This window comes from Acetobacter indonesiensis, from assembly GCF_000963945.1.
GTDB lineage: Bacteria > Pseudomonadota > Alphaproteobacteria > Acetobacterales > Acetobacteraceae > Acetobacter > Acetobacter indonesiensis.
The window spans coordinates 13,131-32,144 of the sequence record NZ_BAMW01000011.1; the positions used below are offsets into that span (position 1 = coordinate 13,131).

General features: G+C 56.9%; 16 protein-coding genes, 1 tRNA gene, 1 other RNA gene and 2 pseudogenes. 15 read left to right on the forward strand and 5 right to left on the reverse strand.

What is annotated here, in order from left to right; genetic code table 11:
- Positions 1–102 precede the first annotated feature (102 nt).
- Positions 103–353: pseudogene (locus Abin_RS04385) on the forward strand (IS3 family transposase); the annotation flags it as partial.
- A gap of 304 nt (positions 354–657) precedes the next feature.
- Positions 658–1,728, forward strand: a pseudogene (locus Abin_RS04390) (IS5 family transposase).
- 90 nt (positions 1,729–1,818) lie between these two features.
- Here Abin_RS04390 and Abin_RS04395 read toward each other — a convergent pair.
- Both Abin_RS04395 and Abin_RS04400 read right to left on the reverse strand, forming a co-directional pair.
- Complete coding sequence (locus Abin_RS04395) at positions 1,819–2,529, reverse strand: tyrosine-type recombinase/integrase (RefSeq protein WP_255319310.1); 711 nt, start codon at positions 2,527–2,529, stop codon at positions 1,819–1,821.
- Between the two features lie 143 nt (positions 2,530–2,672).
- A tRNA-Ser gene (locus Abin_RS04400) sits at positions 2,673–2,762 on the reverse strand.
- A 215-nt stretch (positions 2,763–2,977) separates the two neighbouring features.
- Between Abin_RS04400 and rplU the strand changes: the two genes are divergently transcribed.
- From rplU to proB, 4 genes are all read left to right on the forward strand, one after another.
- Positions 2,978–3,292: a 50S ribosomal protein L21 gene (gene rplU / locus Abin_RS04405; RefSeq protein WP_006559166.1), complete on the forward strand. Its 315-nt coding sequence runs from the start codon at positions 2,978–2,980 to the stop codon at positions 3,290–3,292.
- A gap of 48 nt (positions 3,293–3,340) precedes the next feature.
- Positions 3,341–3,610, forward strand: a complete 270-nt coding sequence (gene rpmA / locus Abin_RS04410) for a 50S ribosomal protein L27 (protein ID WP_048845148.1) — start codon at positions 3,341–3,343, stop codon at positions 3,608–3,610.
- A 105-nt stretch (positions 3,611–3,715) separates the two neighbouring features.
- Entirely contained in the window at positions 3,716–4,738 is a 1,023-nt protein-coding gene (gene obgE, locus Abin_RS04415; protein ID WP_048845149.1) for a GTPase ObgE, read from the forward strand.
- 152 nt (positions 4,739–4,890) lie between these two features.
- A complete protein-coding gene (gene proB / locus Abin_RS04420) occupies positions 4,891–6,021 on the forward strand; it encodes a glutamate 5-kinase (RefSeq protein WP_048845150.1) in 1,131 nt (376 codons plus the stop codon).
- Between the two features lie 81 nt (positions 6,022–6,102).
- Here the strand turns inward: proB and Abin_RS04425 are convergent, their stop codons facing one another.
- Together Abin_RS04425 and Abin_RS04430 are read right to left on the reverse strand one after the other, a co-directional pair.
- A complete protein-coding gene (locus Abin_RS04425) occupies positions 6,103–6,771 on the reverse strand; it encodes a hypothetical protein (protein WP_048845151.1) in 669 nt (222 codons plus the stop codon).
- 105 nt (positions 6,772–6,876) lie between these two features.
- A complete protein-coding gene (locus tag Abin_RS04430) occupies positions 6,877–7,149 on the reverse strand; it encodes a DUF2312 domain-containing protein (protein ID WP_048845195.1) in 273 nt (90 codons plus the stop codon).
- 260 nt (positions 7,150–7,409) lie between these two features.
- Here Abin_RS04430 and zwf point away from each other — a divergent pair, with 260 nt between their 5' ends.
- Together zwf and Abin_RS04440 are read left to right on the forward strand one after the other, a co-directional pair.
- Entirely contained in the window at positions 7,410–8,882 is a 1,473-nt protein-coding gene (zwf, locus tag Abin_RS04435; RefSeq protein ID WP_048845152.1) for a glucose-6-phosphate dehydrogenase, read from the forward strand.
- The gene (locus tag Abin_RS04440) at positions 8,879–9,334 is read left to right on the forward strand and encodes a hypothetical protein (RefSeq protein ID WP_048845153.1); all 456 of its coding nucleotides are present in this window, start codon (positions 8,879–8,881) and stop codon (positions 9,332–9,334) included. The genes zwf and Abin_RS04440 overlap by 4 nt, the downstream gene beginning before the upstream one ends.
- Before the next feature lie 142 nt (positions 9,335–9,476).
- Here Abin_RS04440 and Abin_RS04445 read toward each other — a convergent pair whose 3' ends face one another.
- Positions 9,477–10,565, reverse strand: coding sequence for an alpha/beta hydrolase (locus Abin_RS04445; RefSeq protein ID WP_048845154.1), 1,089 nt, complete (start codon positions 10,563–10,565; stop codon positions 9,477–9,479).
- A 141-nt stretch (positions 10,566–10,706) separates the two neighbouring features.
- Here Abin_RS04445 and rnpB point away from each other — a divergent pair.
- From rnpB to Abin_RS04480, 7 genes are all read left to right on the forward strand, one after another.
- Positions 10,707–11,116, forward strand: an RNA gene (rnpB, locus tag Abin_RS04450) — RNase P RNA component class A.
- 312 nt (positions 11,117–11,428) lie between these two features.
- Complete coding sequence (mraZ, locus tag Abin_RS04455) at positions 11,429–11,902, forward strand: division/cell wall cluster transcriptional repressor MraZ (protein WP_048845155.1); 474 nt, start codon at positions 11,429–11,431, stop codon at positions 11,900–11,902.
- Positions 11,899–12,915, forward strand: coding sequence for a 16S rRNA (cytosine(1402)-N(4))-methyltransferase RsmH (rsmH, locus tag Abin_RS04460; RefSeq protein WP_048845156.1), 1,017 nt, complete (start codon positions 11,899–11,901; stop codon positions 12,913–12,915). The genes mraZ and rsmH overlap by 4 nt, the downstream gene beginning before the upstream one ends.
- Positions 12,912–13,919, forward strand: coding sequence for a cell division protein FtsL (gene ftsL, locus Abin_RS04465; protein ID WP_048845157.1), 1,008 nt, complete (start codon positions 12,912–12,914; stop codon positions 13,917–13,919). The genes rsmH and ftsL overlap by 4 nt, the downstream gene beginning before the upstream one ends.
- 36 nt (positions 13,920–13,955) lie before the next feature.
- Complete coding sequence (locus Abin_RS04470) at positions 13,956–16,040, forward strand: peptidoglycan D,D-transpeptidase FtsI family protein (protein ID WP_048845158.1); 2,085 nt, start codon at positions 13,956–13,958, stop codon at positions 16,038–16,040.
- Positions 16,037–17,542 carry a UDP-N-acetylmuramoyl-L-alanyl-D-glutamate--2,6-diaminopimelate ligase gene (locus tag Abin_RS04475; RefSeq protein ID WP_048845159.1) on the forward strand — a complete coding sequence of 502 codons (1,506 nt, stop codon included), beginning with the start codon at positions 16,037–16,039 and terminating at the stop codon, positions 17,540–17,542. Before Abin_RS04470 ends, Abin_RS04475 begins: the two co-directional genes overlap by 4 nt.
- The gene (locus tag Abin_RS04480) at positions 17,539–19,014 is read left to right on the forward strand and encodes a UDP-N-acetylmuramoyl-tripeptide--D-alanyl-D-alanine ligase (RefSeq protein WP_048845160.1); all 1,476 of its coding nucleotides are present in this window, start codon (positions 17,539–17,541) and stop codon (positions 19,012–19,014) included. The genes Abin_RS04475 and Abin_RS04480 overlap by 4 nt, the downstream gene beginning before the upstream one ends.

Here is a 19,014-nt window from a genome sequence, read left to right on the forward strand (position 1 = left end):
ATGAGTGATCTTTCCTGAACCTGCCCCCTGAAATACCCTCTATTTGAAGAGAAGTCTGTCCACTGGAGACAGACGATGAAGAAAGAGGTTTCAATTATCGAGAAGCGGCTCCTGATGGAGAGCGTGATGGACGTCTCGACGCTGAAGGAACTGCTGACAAAAAAACTCATGACGCCCAGCTTGCGGCGAAATGCTGCGACCTGGGCGATTACAGAGCGGAGTTACACGGAACGCCGTGCGTGCCAGTTGGTCGGCATTGATCCGAAGACATGGCACTATGCGTCGTACCGTCCGGACGATAAGGGAGCGCGTGCCCGGCTGCGGGATCTGGCGGAGAGCGGCGCCGGTTCGGGTGTGGAATTCAACGCACAATAGAATTTGATTTATGCGAAAATAATTTAAGAAATATTATTTTATTATATATATTTAATGAATACATACGGATTAATTTCCGTATATATTTTATATGTATTTATATAAATAATTTATCATTTAGAAAATATTTTTTCTATTCTGCTCCATCCAGAGAGGGAGATGATCAATCGGTTTCTGTAAGATTATAAGTTAGCACCTGGATGGTTCGAAAAACCTTCTGATTTTAGGTCTTTCTCTGTGATTCCCTCTCTTGTATGATGATTGGGAGGGGAGGGATGGCCCATGAGGCAGCCCGGTTTCTTTGATGTTGACGAGTGCCTTGCCCGATTAAGCGGGCTGGGGGATCAGCTTGAAGCGTTTTTCCAGACTGTGGGTTTTGAGTTGTTCCGTCTGGAGCTGCACAAGGCGCTGGCGTATGCGGATGGTAGCAAAGACGGCCATCCGCCCTTTGAGGCGGTTCTGATGTTCAAGATCCTGGTGATCCAGACGCTGAACAATTTGTCTGATGAGCGAACAGAATACCTGATCAATAACCGGCTCTCCTTTATGCGTTTCCTTGGTCTGGGACTGTCGGACCGCATGCCTGATGCCAAAACGGTCTGGCTGTGTCAAAAGCGTCTGACACAGGCGGGAGCAATTGATGTTTTGTTCAACCGCTTTGATGCGATCTTGCGGAATACCGGTTATCTGCCAATGTCAGGCCAGATCCTGGAGGCTACACTGGTAGCGCCCCAAAGCAGCGCAATACCAACGCTGAAAAGACGGCTCTGCGGGAAGGACGGATCCTCTCAGGACTGGCAGGACAAGCCGTCAATGCTATCCCACAAGGACCGTCATGTGCGCTGGATACTGAAGTTCACGAAAGCGAAGCGACAGGAGGACGAGAGTATACCCGCAACATATCTGGCCATCCTGTTCTTTGGCTACAAATCGCACATTTCCATCGATCGGAAATTCCTGCTGATCCGTAAATGGAAGGCGACCGATGCAGCAACCAGCGATGGCGCGAGGGTCTGCTGGATAAAACCAATATGTCATCAACAGTTTGGGGGGATACGGCCCTATCGCTCAAAAGCCAATGAGGACTTCATGGACAAGCATGGCTTTGTCTCGAAGGTTCACAGGAAGAAGCCGCTTCTCAAGCCTATGCCACGGCATATCCAGAGATCCAATGCCGGAAAATCCATTATCCTGTCGCGCGTCGAGCATGTCTTTGCTGATCAGAAATCACAGACGGGGCTGTTCGTCCGAACCGTAGGCATCGCTCGAGCCACCATGAGGATCGGGCTCGCCAATATCGTCTATAATATGAGCCGCTTTCTCCTCCTGAAGCAGATTAAGGCCGCCACGTAGCAATCCAGAGCATGAGACCCTCTCTCTGCGCAAAACGCAGAGTGAAAATCAGATCCACGAACCAGCAATTAACACACCAAAAACCCAAAATCAGTCAAAAGAGGAAACAATCAACGGTTCTTCGATCCCTCCAGCTGGAATAAGCTCGACTTGATGAAAGAGATGCTTAAGCTCTTCCAGATCTATCAGAGCAGGCTGGCGTCCTTTAATTAAAGGGGCGAGTGCACCCTTGATAACGGAAGCAGGATCATGCCGACCAAGACCATGCGCCATACCAAACAGAAAAATAGCACTTAACCGCTGACGCACTCTTCGCGCAGTTTCCTTTGCTCGGCGGGCTTCAATTTTCTTGATCGTCTCCAGAACCATCGGTGCTGTGATCTCGTCCAGATCGATATGCCCCAGATCGGGCCACGCAAGGCGTTCCAAACTGGTGCGTACGTCTTCCGCATGCCGCGGTGTCCAGCGCGCGGATTGGGCTTTCATCCACTCTTCGCCCACGTGCTGAAGTTGCTTATCTACACGCTTGGCCTCGGCCTGACGCTGGCGTCGCGTCAGGGACGGATCACGACCGGCCCGGAGTTCGACGCGTGCTTGATCACGTGCCTCCCGGGCTGCCGCCAATGTCACCTCAGGATAAGTCCCAAAGGAGAGTAGTTTCTCCTTCCCGCCAAAACGATATTTCATGCGCCATAATCGGGATCCGCTAGACTGCACGAAAATGAACAGTCCGCCTGTATCCGAAAGCTTGTATGGTTTCTCGCGTGGCGTGAGGCGACGCAACTGAACATCTGTCAGCATCAATACCCCCACCCTTGAAATGATACCCCCACAATGCTTGAGCTTGAAGGAACATCACGGAGCGTCATAAAGTGCACAAACAGCAGAAAACCGCCAGTGTTTATGCGAAATAAGCGCTATGGACTGTCATGGGATATATCAGATGGCGGAGAGACAGGGATTCGAACCCTGGGTACTATTGCTAGCACAACGGTTTTCGAGACCGCCCCGTTCGACCGCTCCGGCATCTCTCCGTGGGGCAGGCTTATAATCGTGGTTGAAAATGCGTGCAAGCGGGCATGGCTGCATGTTTTTGTTGACGGACTGGGGGGCTAACCTTTAAAAGGCCGCACCACTCCACATAGATGGGGGCATGCCGCCTGCGCGGCACAAGAACAAAAAGCGTCCAGACCCTTCGCCTGCATTCTGCCGCGAGAGGTTGAGAGATCGGAAAGAGAGACCGTTTATTATGTTCGCAGTTATCCGCACTGGCGGCAAGCAGTATCGGGTTGAGCCCAACATGGTGCTCAAGGTTGAAAAGCTGGAAACAGAAGCTGGCGCAACCATCACCTTTGATGAAGTTCTTGCTGTCGGTGGCGAAGGCACCACCACCATTGGCGCCCCTACAGTCGCTGGCGCAAAGGTGACGGCAACCGTCATCGCTCAGGACCGCCTCAAGAAGGTCATCATCTTCAAGAAGCGCCGCCGGCAGAACAGCCGCCGCAAGAATGGCCACCGTCAGCCGGTTACCGTTCTGCGCATTCAAGAGATCAACGCCGCCTGATTCCCCACACAGGGTTTCAAGAGCAGCAAGACCAGGAGGACTTAGGTCATGGCACAAAAGAAAGCTGGCGGTTCATCCCGCAACGGGCGCGACAGCGCCGGACGCCGTCTTGGCGTTAAGAAATTTGGTGGCGAACAGGTTATCGCTGGTAACATCATTATCCGCCAGCGCGGCACAAAGATGAAGCCGGGCGCAAATGTTGGCGTTGGTCGTGACCACACCATTTTCGCACTGATTGATGGCAGCGTTCGCTTTGAACGTCGCGGTGAAGGCCGCGTGCACGTATCTGTTGATGCGCTGCCGGCTGCTGCTGAATAAGCATTAGCTTTTTACCCGCTGCGCGTTATACCCGTGGCCGGAATGGCGAAAGGGGCCGGTCCTCAGGATCGGCCCCTTTTCCTGTTTTGGCACTGAAAGTATCCCATGAAGTTTCTTGATCAGGCAAAAATCTATGTCCGTTCGGGCGATGGTGGAGACGGCGTAACCGCCTTCCGCCGGGAAAAATATATTGAGTTCGGTGGCCCGGACGGCGGCAATGGCGGCCGTGGGGGCGACATTATTTTTGAAGCCGTACCCAATCTGAACACCCTGATCGACTTCCGTTACACCCAGCATTTCCGGGCCCGTAAAGGCGGCAACGGTGCAGGGTCTGACCGTACGGGCGCTGCCGCGCAGCCTGTTATCATCAAGGTGCCAATCGGCACCCAGATTATGGATGATGACCGCGAAACCCTGCTGGCGGATCTGGATGAAGCCGGCAAACGCGTAACGTTGTGCCGTGGTGGTGACGGCGGGTTTGGCAACGCCAACTTCAAAACCAGCACCAACCGCGCCCCACGTCGGTCTGACAAAGGCTGGCCGGGTGAAGAACGCTGGGTCTGGCTCCGGCTAAAGCTGATTGCCGATGTCGGGCTGGTTGGGATGCCCAATGCGGGCAAATCAACCTTCCTGTCGGTTGTTTCTGCTGCACGCCCCAAAATTGCAGATTATCCGTTTACAACCCTGCATCCGCAGCTTGGTGTTGTGCGCCTGTCCATGACGGAAGAATTTGTTGTGGCAGACATTCCCGGCCTGATTGAAGGTGCGCATGAAGGTACCGGACTGGGTGACCGCTTTCTGGGCCATGTGGAGCGCTGCGCCGTGCTGTTGCATCTGATTGATGGTGCCGCAGGGGACGTTGTCGATGCATGGCGCACCATCCGACATGAATTGACGGAATATGGTGGCGGGCTGGCCGATAAGCCAGAAATCATTGCGCTCAACAAAAATGATGCAATGACACCCCACGAATCATCTGCCCGTCGCCGCGCTCTTGAAAAAGCCAGTGGCACACCTGTCATGCTGATTTCTGCTGCGTCGCGCCAAGGTGTTCCTGAACTGCTGCGCACCATTCAGGACCGCGTGACCAGCATCCGTCGGGAAGAAGACGAAGCAAAATCATCCTGACAGCAGGACCGAGGGCCTACCCTCAGACTATATCACTGCGGGTAAAAACAGGCTTTCTGCTAAGTTTTTGCCCGCAAGCGGATACTCCATTCTGGCAGGATATGCTTTAACGCTTCCGTAACGGCCTTCCCTGCCAGTAACGGATACCGCCAATGACCGGACGCTCCCTGCCCCCTTCCCTTGCCTCTGCCAAGCGGCTTGTTGTCAAAATTGGCAGCGCATTGGTTGTGGATGCAGAAAAAGCAGCCCCTCGACAGGCCTGGCTGACCAGTGTTGCAGAAGATATTGCCCTGCTACGCAAACAGGGCACTGATGTTACGGTTGTGTCGTCCGGTGCTATCGCTCTGGCACGCCACACACTTGGGCTTACCAGTGGGCCTTTGCGGTTAGCAGAAAAGCAGGCAGCAGCGGCTGTGGGCCAGATTAGTCTGGCGCAAGCATGGAGCAACGCTCTTTCGGCACAAGGGCTGACAGCCGCCCAACTTCTTTTAACACCGGAAGACACGGAAGACCGGAAACGGTATCTGAATGCCCGCGCCACGTTAGACACATTGCTGGGTCTTGGCTGTGTGCCGGTGATTAATGAAAACGATACGATTGCTACGGCTGAAATCCGCTTTGGTGACAATGACCGCCTTGCCGCCCGCGTAGCCCAGATGACAGATGCAGACCAGCTTGTGCTGCTGTCTGATATTGACGGCCTTTACACGGCTGACCCACGCACAGACCCGGCAGCCACTCATCTGCCCGTTATCGAAACCCTGACGCCTGAAATTGAGGCAATGGGCGGAGAACCCCCACCCGGCTATTCATCTGGTGGTATGCGCACCAAACTACTGGCCGCCAGCATTGCCACACGGTCAGGCTGCGCCATGGCCATTGCGCTTGGCAAACTTGACCACCCGTTACGTGCATTGATGGAAGGGGCACGGTGCTCCTGGTTTTTACCCCAGACATGCAGCCAGACCGCCCGCAAACAGTGGATTGCCGGCAGCCTGACCCCGGCGGGGGAAATCATGATTGATAGGGGGGCCGCTGACGCACTGCGGAATGGCGGTTCGTTGCTCCCCGCAGGTGTGAAAGGCGTGAAGGGTGACTTCACACAAGGCGATCTGGTCGTTGTGATTGATGAGTCAGGCCGTATTCTGGCGCGCGGTCTGACATCTTATGATGCTGACGATGCCCGCCGCATCGCAGGCCATCGCTCGTCAGAACTGGGGGCCATTCTGGGCTGGCAGGGGCGTGATGAGATTATCCACCGGGATGATCTGGTGGTTGTATGACCCCTCACTAATTACAAAAACAAAAAAGCCGGTGCAGAAAACTGCAACCGGCTTTTTTCATGATTATCGTTGCACGTCCTGTTACAAAGACGACTTGGTATTAGCGGGCCAGTTCAACATTGGCTCGGTACGGCCTGTCTGGGCGTCATAGCGCCGGTGGCCCTGCGGTTCGTCCCGGTCTTTTGAAAAATCAGGACGATAAGGAGGCTGATTGGCATCTGGTGCCCGATCACGCCGAATGACATTGGCTAATGGTTCTGTCCGCCCCTCAGGATAGACTGTCTGTGCAGCCTGATCATGCCACGGCATACGACGGGCTGACAGACCAGCCGGTTCAACCGAGGCCTGAGGCATGGGCGGTGCTTCGTTCCGGGGCTCATAGGCGTCTGAAACCTTTGGCGCACGAACGCTTGTCAACACCGGCGCAACAGGGGGTGCAGATGGTGCCGGGACAGGTGCTGGCGGCCGGATTTCCTCAACCACTGCCTGGCTGCGGGCTACAGGCCGGTCAAACATATCGCGTGACAAACTGCCAGTTTCCACACCCTGAGCCGACGCCAGACGAACGGAAATCGCGCGGACATCGGCATGAAGTTCCTGCACAAGCAGTTCAAGTTCGGCCAGACGGCCTTTCACGCCAAACACCGCAAACGGCGTCATAAGAAAGCCAAGACCGAACACGATCAGCACAGCCAGAAGAACAAGCTGTGCCCACAGCGGCATCCAGTCAGGTAAAGACAGTGACATCATGATGAACAGACCCCACGCGCCATAAATATGCTGCCCTTACAGGCCCCGTGAAAAAGAACGACAAAGACCTGCGGCCAGAACCCCTGACACACGGCAGCACCTACCTTACATGCCCAGAGCGCGACGGTAGATATCAAGCAGGGTTTCCTGCTCTTCCACTTCGGCAGGCTCCTGCTTCCGCAGGCGGATAATCTGCTTGATCACCTTGATATCAAACCCGGCAGACTTCGCTTCGGTAAAGATATCCTTGATATCGCCTGCCAGCGCCTTGCGTTCCTCTTCCAGACGCTCAACACGTTCAATAATGCTGCGCAGTCGGTCTGCGGCAATTCCACCCACAGCGGCATCATCACCACCGGCAAAACCTTCGGTATCCATGCGTCTGTTCCCCTGTTTGCTTGCCATGTTCGGGCCATCATGACGCACAGTCTTTCTGTGAGCCAGACCCAAGCACCAAAGCGGCGGGCTTATCGCGCACGGGCCGCCGGGTCAATTACCTTGACAGCCGGAAATCTTGCAGACAAACCCTCTCCCTTGATCGCCTCCCCTGCGGCCCGGCATTGTTACGGTGTTTCCAATACGTTCTATTTCCGGGGTTTATCAGGGGGCCCCACGCATCTTGCGGGAGTAAAAACTCAATGGCGCATGTCAATCTGATTGAGCCGTTCGACTTCATTATTTTCGGCGCCACTGGCGATCTGACCATGCGCAAGCTGCTGCCAGCCTTCCTGCGGCGCTTCCACGCGGGCGAATTCACGGACGATGCGCGACTCATCTGCATTGCCCGGTCTGAACTGACGGTCGAAAAATTCCGCCAGCAGGTGCGCAGCGCATTGAAGGAGTTTGCGTCCGACATCAGCAAGGACAACGCGACCCTTGATAGGTTTCTGGCAATTCTGTCCTATGTACCGATTGACGCCACACAGCCTGACAGCGATTGGGGGCCTGTGCGTGATGCCCTGAAAGATCAGGACAGAACCCGCGTGTTCTATCTAGCGACGGCCCCTGCGCTATATGCACCGCTCTGTGCCGCTCTGGCCGAGCACAAGCTGATAACCCGTCAGTCCCGCATTGTTCTTGAAAAGCCCATTGGGGTGAGCCTGAAAACGGCCACGGAGATCAATGACGGCGTGGGGCGCTATTTCCCTGAAGAGTCGATTTACCGCATTGATCATTATCTGGGAAAAGAGGGTGTGCAGAATCTGCTGGCCCTCCGCTTTGCCAACCCGGTGCTGGAAAAGCTGTGGTGTGCAGATGCCATTGAGCATGTGCAGATTACAGCGGCTGAAACAGTCGGCGTAGGGACACGCGGTGCTTACTATGACGAATCCGGTGCCATGCGGGATATGGTGCAGAACCACCTGTTACAGGTGCTGTGCATGGTGGCCATGGATGCCCCGGCGTCACTCAGCGCGGATGATCTGCGCAATGAAAAGCTGAAAGTACTGAACGCCCTGCGCCCCATGACACCGGACATGGTGCGGCAGAACGTGATCCGCGGCCAGTATATTGCCGGACGGATAGAGGACAAACCGGTACCCGGTTACAGTGAAGATCTGGGCCACGACCGCACGTCCAACACGGAAACCTTCGTCGCCATCCGCACCAAAATCCGGACTGCACGATGGGGCAATGTGCCGTTCTATCTGCGCACGGGCAAACGCATGGCCGCCAAAAGCACGGAAATTGTGCTTCAGTTCAAACAGCAGGTCTGGCCCATTTTTACCAACACCCCCTCCCCGGGGCGGCTAGTCATTCGCATTGCGCCCGATGAGGGACTATCGCTGGTTGTCGCCTCAAAAGACCCAGGCGCAGGCGGGTTCCGTGTGCGGAATGCCGCGCTGAATATGTCTTACGAAAATCAGTTTACCATTGAGTATCAGGATTCTTACGAACGCCTGCTGCTGGATGCGGTGCGGGGTAATCCGGCCCTGTTCATCCGTCGTGACGAAGTAGAAGCGTCATGGCGCTGGATTGAACCTATTCTGGATTCCTGCCGCCATTCCCTTTCTCAACTTGAGCCCTATCCGGCGGGTAGCTGGGGGCCGGCATCCACGCGTGCCCTGCTGGCACGTGACGGAGCCATGTGGCACGAAGACATGCTGACATGACCCAGAAACCGACAAAACCAACCACAACCGCCCCCCGTGCGCCCCTAAAGAAACGCAGCCTGCGCCAGCATATTCTGCGCAGGCTGGCGTTGGTGCTGCCCATAACCGTTCTGATGGTTGTTCTTGCCCGTAGCGGAATGATCGACACCCTGACAGACCGCTACACCTTCCGGCCTGAAAGCTGGTTTGATGATACGGCTCTGGTGCGCCATCTGCGGGTTTTGGTCACGCATAACGGCATGACGCATGATCGCCCGGATTGCCTGCTGTTTGTGGTCAACGGAAATGATGCACCCAATGCATCCCGCATTGACGTGATGCAGAAACATTCCGGCACCTGCCCCGGCCCCAAAGATGAACTGCCCAAGCTGTTCACCTTACGGGTTGACCGTATGAACCGCATCATCATGTCCGATCAGGGATCACCCGGCACGTTTCATCCTATTCCGTGAGGTCTTCTTTCAGAAGCCCTCAATAAACGGGAAATGCTGCCGCCTGAAAAAGCAGGTTTGCAGGTTGGTTGTTCCGCCACACATAATCAGGGCGCATACATGAAATTCGCGCCCTGATTTATTTCATCAGAACCTGAAACGGTTAAACGCTCTTCCCGCTTGAAGTCTTTGCAAAAGCTTTGCGCAAAGCCCGCGCTCCAGCACGAAGCGCAGATTTCCCCGGCGGCATCAGAGAATAGAAATTCAGAAATCCATGCAGCGCACCGCGATAGCAGATATAGCGCACAGCAACGCCCGCTGCTGTTAGAGCCCTTGCGTAAGCTGCCCCTTCATCCCGCATAGGGTCACATTCAGCCGTAACAATCAGTGCAGGTGCAAGACCCGTCAGATCGACGCACTTACCCGGAACAAAGCGCGGTGCAGTCCAGTCTTCCTCACAGGCAATATACTGTTCGCCATACCACTGCATGGACCGGCGAGAGAGAAAATAACCCTCGGAATAGAAATCATGCGACGGAAAAGCCTCTGCCCCGTAAAGGGACGGATAGTAGAGTAACTGCAAAACCGGTGCCTGCACGGCCCCGGCCTTGGCATCCTGCGCCAGTACCGCAGCCAGATTTCCCCCGGCACTATCACCCGCAACGGCAACGGCCCCACCCCAATGACGGTGCGACGCCTCCACAAGCCAACGCAACGCAGCCAGAGCATCATCAGCGGCGGCAGGGTAAGGATGTTCCGGGGCCAGACGATAATCGGGCAGCAGCACAGCCGCGCCAGAGGCGCGTGCCAGCCGACAGCAGATACCGTGGTGCGAATTAAGCCCACAATGCACAAAGCCGCCCCCATGCAGATATAAAACGGCTCCCCTCACCCGACCATGCGGCACATACAAACGGGCCGCCATAACCCCACCGGCACCATCGGGAATGGAAAGAGCATAGACTTTCCGCAAGCCAAAGGCTGAAAGACGCGTGGGAAAGGATGGGGTATCCATGACCTTTCGCAATGTTTTCAAAAAAGACGCCTGCGCAACAGCATGATCCACAACCTGCTCCGGCGCGGGAATAGACGGCATACTTTCCTGCTCCAGCGCCTGTTGCCGGGTTGAGCGCGCCACCTTGCGGGCACGATGTGCCGCCTGCCATTTGATCCATCCCAGCAAGATACGCGCTGGCAGATTAGGGGTGATGGGCGCGGTCTCGTTGTGGTGCCGAGCGAAGTGTTCTGCCATGGTGCGCCAGACCTCCTGTATGATTCATCTGCTGTGCAAGCCTGGTAAAATCTGGCGCAAGACGGGCCGTAACGACAAGGCCCCCAATCGATTTTGCGTTTTCCCTTGACCTGCCTGCACAGCCGACGCAGGGTGCAGCCGCCAGACGGTTGGACGGTCGCTGCCTTGTTTTACAAGGGGGAGGAAAGTCCGGGCTCCACGGAAGAACGGTGCCGGTTAACGACCGGCGAGGGCGACCTTAGGGAAAGTGCCACAGAAAACAGACCGCCTTCCTGGTCTGCATCATGGGAAACCATGGGACAGTGCTGAAGGTAAGGGTGAAACGGTGCGGTAAGAGCGCACCGCTCCTCCGGCAACGGAGGGGGCATGGTAAACCCCACCGGGAGCAAAACCGAATAGGAGCAACAGAAACCTGCAAGGGTTTCAGGGGTCTTTCGCCCCGTTGCTCGGGTTGGTTGCGTGAGGCCCGCTGCGAAGCGGGTCCCAGATGAATGACCGTCCACGCCCCGTTTGGGGCCGGACAGAACCCGGCTTATAGACCGTCTGGCATTACATACATTTAAGACCCATCACCCGTGGGATTTCATGGGCAATCTGCATAAATCACACTAAAATGAGAACATTTTAGGAACATTCTATGGTTATCTTTTGTTTACTGTTACTGTATTGATTATCTTCAACGCCCGAACAGTTCTGATAGAATACTTTATAAATCGCAGTTTTCTGCTGTTTTTTCTGTCGTTTTAATTTGCCTCCCATAAAATCCCATGCTATCCCAAACCACACCATAGAAGTGGTGCAGGCGGCACCGTTCCCGCTGTTCTGCGAACGGAAAGGTTTGACTCGGAAGGATTTCGTCTCTCGTGAGTGTGTTCCTCGGCACGCATGAAAATCGATTCGACGCAAAAGGGCGCGTTTCGATTCCGGCCGGGTTCCGCACAGTCCTGAAGGCTTTGCATACGGAAGGTGATTCTCTGGTGATTTTGCGCCCATCGCACACCATGCCCTGCATTGAAGCCTGGCCGTCCGCTGCGTTTGCCCATCTGACGCAACCGCTAGACCGTCTGGACATGTTTTCCGACGAGCACGATGACTTGGCCGCTGCCCTGTATGCAGACGCCTACCCCATGGACCCTGACCGTGAAGGCCGTATCATTCTGCCTGATTTTCTGCGCGACCATGCCGGGCTGACAGATGCCGCCAATGCTGCCTTCATGGGCGTGGGCCGCACATTTCAGATCTGGGAGCCTGAAGCCGCAAAGCAGCGCCGTGCCGAAGCGCGCATGCGGTCCCGTCGGGTGAGCATTCCTGCAGCCCGCGAAGGCGAGGCTCCATGAACGCCATGCCTAATGCTATTCCCATGCCCGACACCGCTGGCCACATTCCCGTCATGCTGGCGGAAGTGCTGGACGCCCTGAAACCCGTTGACGGGGACGCTATTCTAGACTGCACGTTTGGCGGCGGCGGTTACACCACAGCCATTCTGAACAGTGCCGATTGCACCGTGTGGGGGATTGATCGCGACCCGGACGCCATTGCCCGCGGTCATGCGCTTGCCCGCACGTTTGTCGATGCGACGGGGCAGTCTCGCCTTCACATGCTGCATGGTGGTTTCGGCTCCATGCAGGAACTGACGCAGCAGGCCAATGCCCCTGCCTTCAACGGCATTGTACTTGATCTGGGCGTTTCTTCTTTTCAGCTTGATGAGGCCGAACGAGGTTTCTCCTTCAAGCAGGACGGTCCGCTGGATATGCGGATGGCCAAAAGCGGGCGCACTGCCGCTGATCTGGTCAATACTGCGCCAGAAACAGAACTTGCTGATATTTTCCATTTCTATGGGGAAGAACGGCACGCCCGCCGTGTTGCGCGCGCCATTGTGGCTGACCGGGTCGAAACCCCCTTCACCACCACAGCCCAACTGGCCGGTTTGATCCGCCGGGTGGTGCCGTCTGACCGGTCTGGTATTGATTCCGCCACCCGGTCCTTTCAGGGTCTGCGCATCGCGGTCAATGACGAATTGGGTGAAATCGAACGCGGTCTTGAACAGGCGCTTGATCTTCTGGCCCCCGGTGGGCGGCTGGTTGTTGTATCCTTCCATTCTCTGGAAGACCGTATTGCCAAACGGGTTATGGGTGCCGCCACAGGCAAGACCCAAAGTTTTTCACGATATGATCCGCGCGCGGCACTGACAAAGGGTGATGATTCAGCCTTTACGGCGCTGACCGGGCGGCCCATACGTCCCGGTGACGCCGAATGCGCCGCCAATCCGCGCGCCCGCAGTGCCCGCCTTCGTGCTGTTGTTAAGCGTAATTCTGATGTTGCTTCCTTAGGTAAAGGACAGACTCCATGATCCCCCGGCCTTTTACTTGCTGCTGCGCTGTCCTGGCCATTTCATCGGGTTTCTTTCTTTATACAAAGAAACATCAGACAACCGTGCTTGATCAGCAGATTTCAAAAATCGTCGCTGATACCGAGCGCACACGCTCCCAGACAGCCATGTTGCGGACGGAATGGGCGCTGGAAAATCAGCCAGAACGCCTGACGCGTCTTGCCGAGCACAATCTGGTTGACCTGCACCCCATGGACCCGGCGCAGTTTGTGCGCATGGCCGATCTGGACAAACATTTGCCCTCCACAGGTCGTGGTCCTGCTGAAGACCCGCGTGCGGGTATGGTTTCCGCTACGCTTGCGTCCGCTCAGACGAATTCTGCCGCACCACCCCACACCCCCGTTGCCGTTGTAGCCGAAGCGAAACCCGCTATCCGGCCAGTCGCCGCGCAAACGCATGACCATGCAGACGCCGATGATGACGCGGCGACTCCCCATGCGGCCACTATTGTTGCAGATGCAGCGCCTGTTCGGGCCAAGCCCCCAGTACGGGCCGTTATTCGCCATGATGTTGCACCGCACATGCTTGATGAAGACGGTGTAGAGGCTGCACCGGTTCGCACCGCGCAGAATATTCCTGCCCCCACACCGCGTCCGGCAATGCCGCATCGGGCACCACAGATCCTGGCTGATGCCTCCATGCGTCCGGTTGCACCCACAACGCGTCCGATCGCAACAGTGGCAAGTGTAACGCCAGCACCGCAGCCAGTTGTTCGGCATACCCCGGCTGTGCCCCGCGTGGCATCAGTGACACCACGCGCGACAGCACAGGATAGCGACGGTGAGCAGCAGGTCAGGCATCCGCTTCCGGTAACAGTTGCAAGCTGGCACGCGGCCCGTGCCCGCCATACTCCGGCCGCATCTCCCGGATATGTTGAGGCCAGAGCAACATCTTCCTACAGCAGTGCGTCATTGCTGGGTCGCGGGGATGATGCTCTGCCGCCGCCTGTACCGATGACCAACTGATTTTTTCTTCCTGCCTGAAAGTGTTTCTCCCCAACAATGGCCCTACCGCCGCACGACCCTGACCATACACACACCGTTGGGCGCACATCTGGTGCCGCCGGTGATGATTTTCGCGTGCGGGCTCATCGGGATCAGATGCATGTCAGGCTTCTGGCCGTTGCAGCCGGGTTCTGCACCCTGTTTGGCGTTGTGGCGCTGAAGCTTTCTGTCGCTACAGTATTTCACCCTATGGCACCTGAAAAACGGCAAATTGCGCCGCAGGTTCCTGAAATTCCCAAAATTGACCCCAAAGCCAGCCTTGCCGGAGATTTCTCTCTGCCGCAGGTTCACCGGGCTTCAATCGTTGACCGAAACGGGCAGACGCTGGCGCTATCGCTGCCTGTGGCGCAGGTCTATGCCAACCCGCAGGAACTGATCGACCCGCAGGATGTCACCAAAAAGCTGAAATCCGTTCTGAAAGATCTGGATGAAGCTGAAACAACCCGCAGGCTCTCGCTCCCCAAGCAGTTTGTTTATATTGCCCGCAACATTTCCCCGCAGCAGGAACTTGCAATCAACAGCCTTGGTATCCCCGGCATCTATTTTGAGCCCGGTGAGCGCCGCCATTATCCGCTAGGGCATATGGCCGCCCAGATTATGGGCACGGTTGATATTGATGACCACGGCGTTGCCGGTGTGGAACGTTATTTTGACAAGCGCCTGATGTCTGACCATCGCCCGCTGCGCCTGTCGCTGGATGTGCGCGTGCAGTCAGTGGTGCGTGATGAACTGGCAACGGCCATGACAACCTTTCAGGCTATCGGGGCCTGCGCCATTGTCATGGATGTTCGGACGGGCGAAATCGTCGCCATGGTCAGTCTGCCTGACTATGACGCTAACGAATTCAACCACGCTACTAACGACGCCCGCTTCAACCGCGCTGTGACGGGGCTGTACGAACCCGGTTCAACCTTCAAACTGCAAACGGCAGCCATGGGGCTTGAAACCGGTACCATTCATATCTGGGATCGCTTTTCATCCGTTCCCATCCATGTTGGTCGCTTCAAAATCTCTGACATGAAAAGCGATCATTTCAGTGAATGGCTGACCCTGCCGGAAGTGATGGCCTATTCATCCAACCCGGCCGCAGCCCATATCGCGCTGGATGTTGGCGGCAAGAAACAGTCTGAATGGATGCGCGGCATGGGGTTCTTCGCCCCCGTGCCCGTTGAATTGCCTGAAGCGGCGCGTCCGCTGGTGCCACACCAGTGGAGCATTTCCACCACCATGACAGTCGGGTTCGGGCACGGTATGGCTGAACCACCGCTTGCCATTGTGCGCGGCACCGCCGCCACGGTGAATGGTGGTATTCTGCTGAAACCTACCCTGCTTGAGCGTGAAGACTCAGCCGCAGCAATCGCAGGCAATGCCCCAGACGCAACCCCGACGGCTGATCAGGGCAAGACGCTGGCCGACGGGGTTCAGAACGCCGCTTTCGCACAGGCTGCCGCTGCGGCAACCGCCCCCACGCCCGCCAATGCTGCGTCAAAATCCACCAGTTCGGATGAAGAAGCGTTGCCTGCACCTGAAGGCACACGGGTGCTGTCAGAAAAAAACTCTGCCCTGTTGCGGCGTCTGCTGCGGCTTGACGTTACGGCAGGTACAGGCCGCACAGCGGAATCCCCTGGGTATTTTGTGGGCGGCAAAACCGGCACGGCTGAAAAAATTGGCCCGCATGGCGGGTATCTGAAACACGTCAACATCTCGGCCTTCACGGGTATCTTCCCGATGAACGAGCCGCGCTATGCCGTATATGTCATGCTGGATAGCCCAAAGCCGACCCCACAGACACACGGCTGGACAACTGCGGGCTGGAACGCGGCCCCCACAGTGTCCAAAATTATTTCCCGCATTGGCCCGATGTTGCAAATCTTCCCGGATACAGCACATGCGGCACAAATTGATGCCTCTATGGCGCTGCCCATGCATCCGCCAGTGCCACGCGGCGTGCGGCCACTCGGGCCGGGTAATGACCCCGGAGACCCGCGCAAGGCAGAAGCGGCCCGCAAGGCTGAAAAAGCTGCGGAAAAGCAGAAACTGGCCGACCTTAAAAAACATGGTGGGGAGGTCATGGACGAATGAGCCAGACACTTTCAGCATTGCAGCAGGCCGTTGGCCTGCCTGACACTCCCAATGCAGGGGCCGTAACGATTACCGCCATTACGGCCGATAGCCGCGCAGTCTCCCCCGGCACACTGTTTGCTGCGCTGCCGGGTGTAAAAACCGACGGGCGCGCCTTTATTGCCAGTGCCGTTGAAAACGGGGCTGCCGCAATTCTGGCCCCCAAAGGCACCGACTGGCCCGCCAATGTGCCCCAGCGCCCATTGGTGCTGGCTGATGAGCCCCGGCATGCGCTGGCTGTTATGGCCGCGACATTGGCTGGCCCGCAGCCAGAACAACTGGTTGCGATCACTGGCACAAATGGCAAAACCAGTACGGCTGACTTTGTGCGCCAGCTTTGGGCATTGCAGGGGCTGAAAGCGGCTGCTGTGGGCACGCTCGGTCTGACTGGCACAGACCTTCCGCCCATCGCCATGCCCTCGCTGACCACGCCTGACCCGGTTGCTCTGGCAAACGGGTTAGCCGCGCTGGCACAGGCAGGCGTGCAGCATGTCGCACTTGAAGCATCATCCCACGGGCTGGAACAACATCGGCTTGATGGGCTGCGCATTTCTGCGGCAGGCTTTACCAACCTGACCCGCGATCATCTTGATTATCATGGCACGGTTGATGCCTATCGGCAGGCCAAACTGAAACTGTTTGCTGATCTGCTTCCCAGCGGGGGCATTGCCGCCGCCAATGCGGATATGGACAGCTCAACACTGGCCGCTTTGCGCACTATTGCCGCCACCCGCAAGCTGCATCTGCGCACTGTGGGTGAAGCCGGTGAAACCCTGCGCTTGCTGGAACATATGCCCCTGCCCTCCGGCCAGAAACTGGTATTGGATGTCAACGGCACCAGACGCACAGTAACATTGGCGCTGCCCGGCCGCTTTCAGGCCGATAATGCCCTGCTGGCCGCCGCATTGGCCGCACCCGATGACGCCGCGTTATTGACTATGGTTGATCTGCTTCCGCGCCTACAGGGCGTACGAGGCAGGATGGAACGCGCCGTTGTGCTGCCAAACGGTGCAAGCACGTATGTTGATTATGCCCATACGCCCGATGCACTTGCCCGACTGCTGGCGTCTCTGCGTCCCCATGCTCTTGGTCGGTTGATTGTCGTGTTTGGTGCCGGTGGGGACCGTGACAAAGGTAAACGTCCCCTCATGGCGCAGGAAGCCGTCAAGGGCGCGGATATCGCCATTATTACCGATGACAACCCGCGTACTGAAAACCCTGCGTCCATTCGTGCCGATGTAAAAGCAGGCGCACCCACCGCGCTTGAAATTGGCGACCGCCGCACCGCCATTGCGGAAGCCCTTGCCATGCTTGGCCCACAGGATGTGCTGGTGGTTGCCGGTAAAGGGCATGAACAGGGCCAGATTATCGGCACGGATGTTCATCCGTTTGACGATGCTGACGTTATTCGTACGCTTGCTGGCCAAAACACCCACACCGCCCGTCAGGTCGCTGGGGTATGAGTGTACTCTGGACCCGTGCCGAACTGGAAGCAGCCACCGGCGGTCACTTTCTTTCAGCTTCACCCGCCGCCCTAGCACCCGCTGCTCTCCCGACAGGCGTCAGCATGATCGCTGGATCTGAAAACCTACCGGACCAAGATCAGGCCGCGCCTGAAATCATTGTCACGGGTATTTCCATTGATACGCGTACCATCGCCCCCGGTGATCTGTTCATTGCCCTGAAGGGCGATAACAGCGACGGCCATGCTCATATTGGCATGGCGCTTGAAAAAGGGGCCGCAGCCGTTCTGGTGCATAACACCACCGGACTGACTGACCCTCGGCTGCTGGTTGTGGACGATACCTTGGCCGGGTTGCAGGCCCTTGCCCATGCCGCCCGTGCGCGTTTCAAGGGCAAGCTGGTCGCTGTCACCGGCAGCGTGGGTAAGACTACCACCAAGGATATGCTCCGGGTGGCACTTAGTGCGCTTGGCCCTACCCATGCGGCCGAGGCATCTTACAACAATCATTGGGGTGTGCCGCTTACGCTGGCCCGGTTGCCACGGGAGGCCGCATTCTGCATCAGCGAAATCGGGATGAACCATCCGGGGGAAATCCTTCCGCTGGCGCGTATGGCACAACCCGATGTTGCCGTCATTACAACCATTGCCTCAGCACATCTGGGGCATATGGGCAGCTTGGACGCCATTGCGCAGGAAAAGGCGGACATCATTGCCGCCCTGCCTGCACACGGTATCGCCATTGTGCCCGATGACGCCCACGGACAGGCTATTTTTCAGAACGTCGCACAGAAAGCGGACGCGACCCTCTGGTTAAGCGGGGAAAACCCGAACAGCTTTGCGCATCTGGATGGGCTAGTTGCCAGCAATGGCGGGTCTTCCTTTATAGCGCATCTGGGCGATAAAGCCGTGCCGGTAAGGCTTGAGGCTCCGGGCACACATCTGGCGCGCAATGCTCTCTCTACCCTTGCTGTTTGCGCGGCTTTCGGGGCCGATATTGCCCGCGCTGCACAGGCGTTGGCCGCTTTTCGGCCCGGCAAAGGGCGTGGGGCGCTAGCGACCATTGCTGGCGGAGACGTGACCCTGCTGGATGAAAGCTATAACGCGTCAGCGGCTTCCATCCGGGCAACGCTCGCTGTGCTGCATCTTCTTCCCGCCAACCGCCATATTGCCGTTCTGGGCGATATTCGCGAACTGGGCGATTTTTCCACCGCAGAACATGCCGCGCTGGCAACCCCAGCCGCTAACTCTGCTGATCTTGTTTTTTGCTGCGGACCCCACATGAAATCCCTTTTTGATGCCCTGCCTCGTGCAAAGCAGGGCGCTTGGGCGGAAACTTCCGCCACTCTGGCTCCTCTTGTCTGCGCTGCGTTGCGCAAGGGGGATGCCGTGCTGGTCAAAGGGAGTCTGGGCAGCCGCATGCGTGATGTCATTACGGCACTGAACACCCTGCACACGGTAGGAGCCGCCTGA

Excerpts from the sequence above, each read along its gene's own strand:
- Abin_RS04480 (WP_048845160.1), top strand. The coding sequence starts at position 17,539 with ATGAGTGTACTCTGGACCCGTGCCGAACTGGAAGCAGCCACCGGCGGT.
- obgE (WP_048845149.1), top strand. The coding sequence starts at position 3,716 with ATGAAGTTTCTTGATCAGGCAAAAATCTATGTCCGTTCGGGCGATGGT.
- proB (WP_048845150.1), top strand. The coding sequence starts at position 4,891 with ATGACCGGACGCTCCCTGCCCCCTTCCCTTGCCTCTGCCAAGCGGCTT.
- Abin_RS04475 (WP_048845159.1), top strand. The coding sequence starts at position 16,037 with ATGAGCCAGACACTTTCAGCATTGCAGCAGGCCGTTGGCCTGCCTGAC.
- Abin_RS04425 (WP_048845151.1), bottom strand. The coding sequence starts at position 6,771 with ATGATGTCACTGTCTTTACCTGACTGGATGCCGCTGTGGGCACAGCTT.
- rsmH (WP_048845156.1), top strand. The coding sequence starts at position 11,899 with ATGAACGCCATGCCTAATGCTATTCCCATGCCCGACACCGCTGGCCAC.
- zwf (WP_048845152.1), top strand. The coding sequence starts at position 7,410 with ATGGCGCATGTCAATCTGATTGAGCCGTTCGACTTCATTATTTTCGGC.
- Abin_RS04440 (WP_048845153.1), top strand. The coding sequence starts at position 8,879 with ATGACCCAGAAACCGACAAAACCAACCACAACCGCCCCCCGTGCGCCC.
- Abin_RS04395 (WP_255319310.1), bottom strand. The coding sequence starts at position 2,529 with ATGCTGACAGATGTTCAGTTGCGTCGCCTCACGCCACGCGAGAAACCA.
- Abin_RS04430 (WP_048845195.1), bottom strand. The coding sequence starts at position 7,149 with ATGGATACCGAAGGTTTTGCCGGTGGTGATGATGCCGCTGTGGGTGGA.
- rplU (WP_006559166.1), top strand. The coding sequence starts at position 2,978 with ATGTTCGCAGTTATCCGCACTGGCGGCAAGCAGTATCGGGTTGAGCCC.
- rpmA (WP_048845148.1), top strand. The coding sequence starts at position 3,341 with ATGGCACAAAAGAAAGCTGGCGGTTCATCCCGCAACGGGCGCGACAGC.
- ftsL (WP_048845157.1), top strand. The coding sequence starts at position 12,912 with ATGATCCCCCGGCCTTTTACTTGCTGCTGCGCTGTCCTGGCCATTTCA.
- Abin_RS04470 (WP_048845158.1), top strand. The coding sequence starts at position 13,956 with ATGGCCCTACCGCCGCACGACCCTGACCATACACACACCGTTGGGCGC.
- Abin_RS04445 (WP_048845154.1), bottom strand. The coding sequence starts at position 10,565 with ATGGCAGAACACTTCGCTCGGCACCACAACGAGACCGCGCCCATCACC.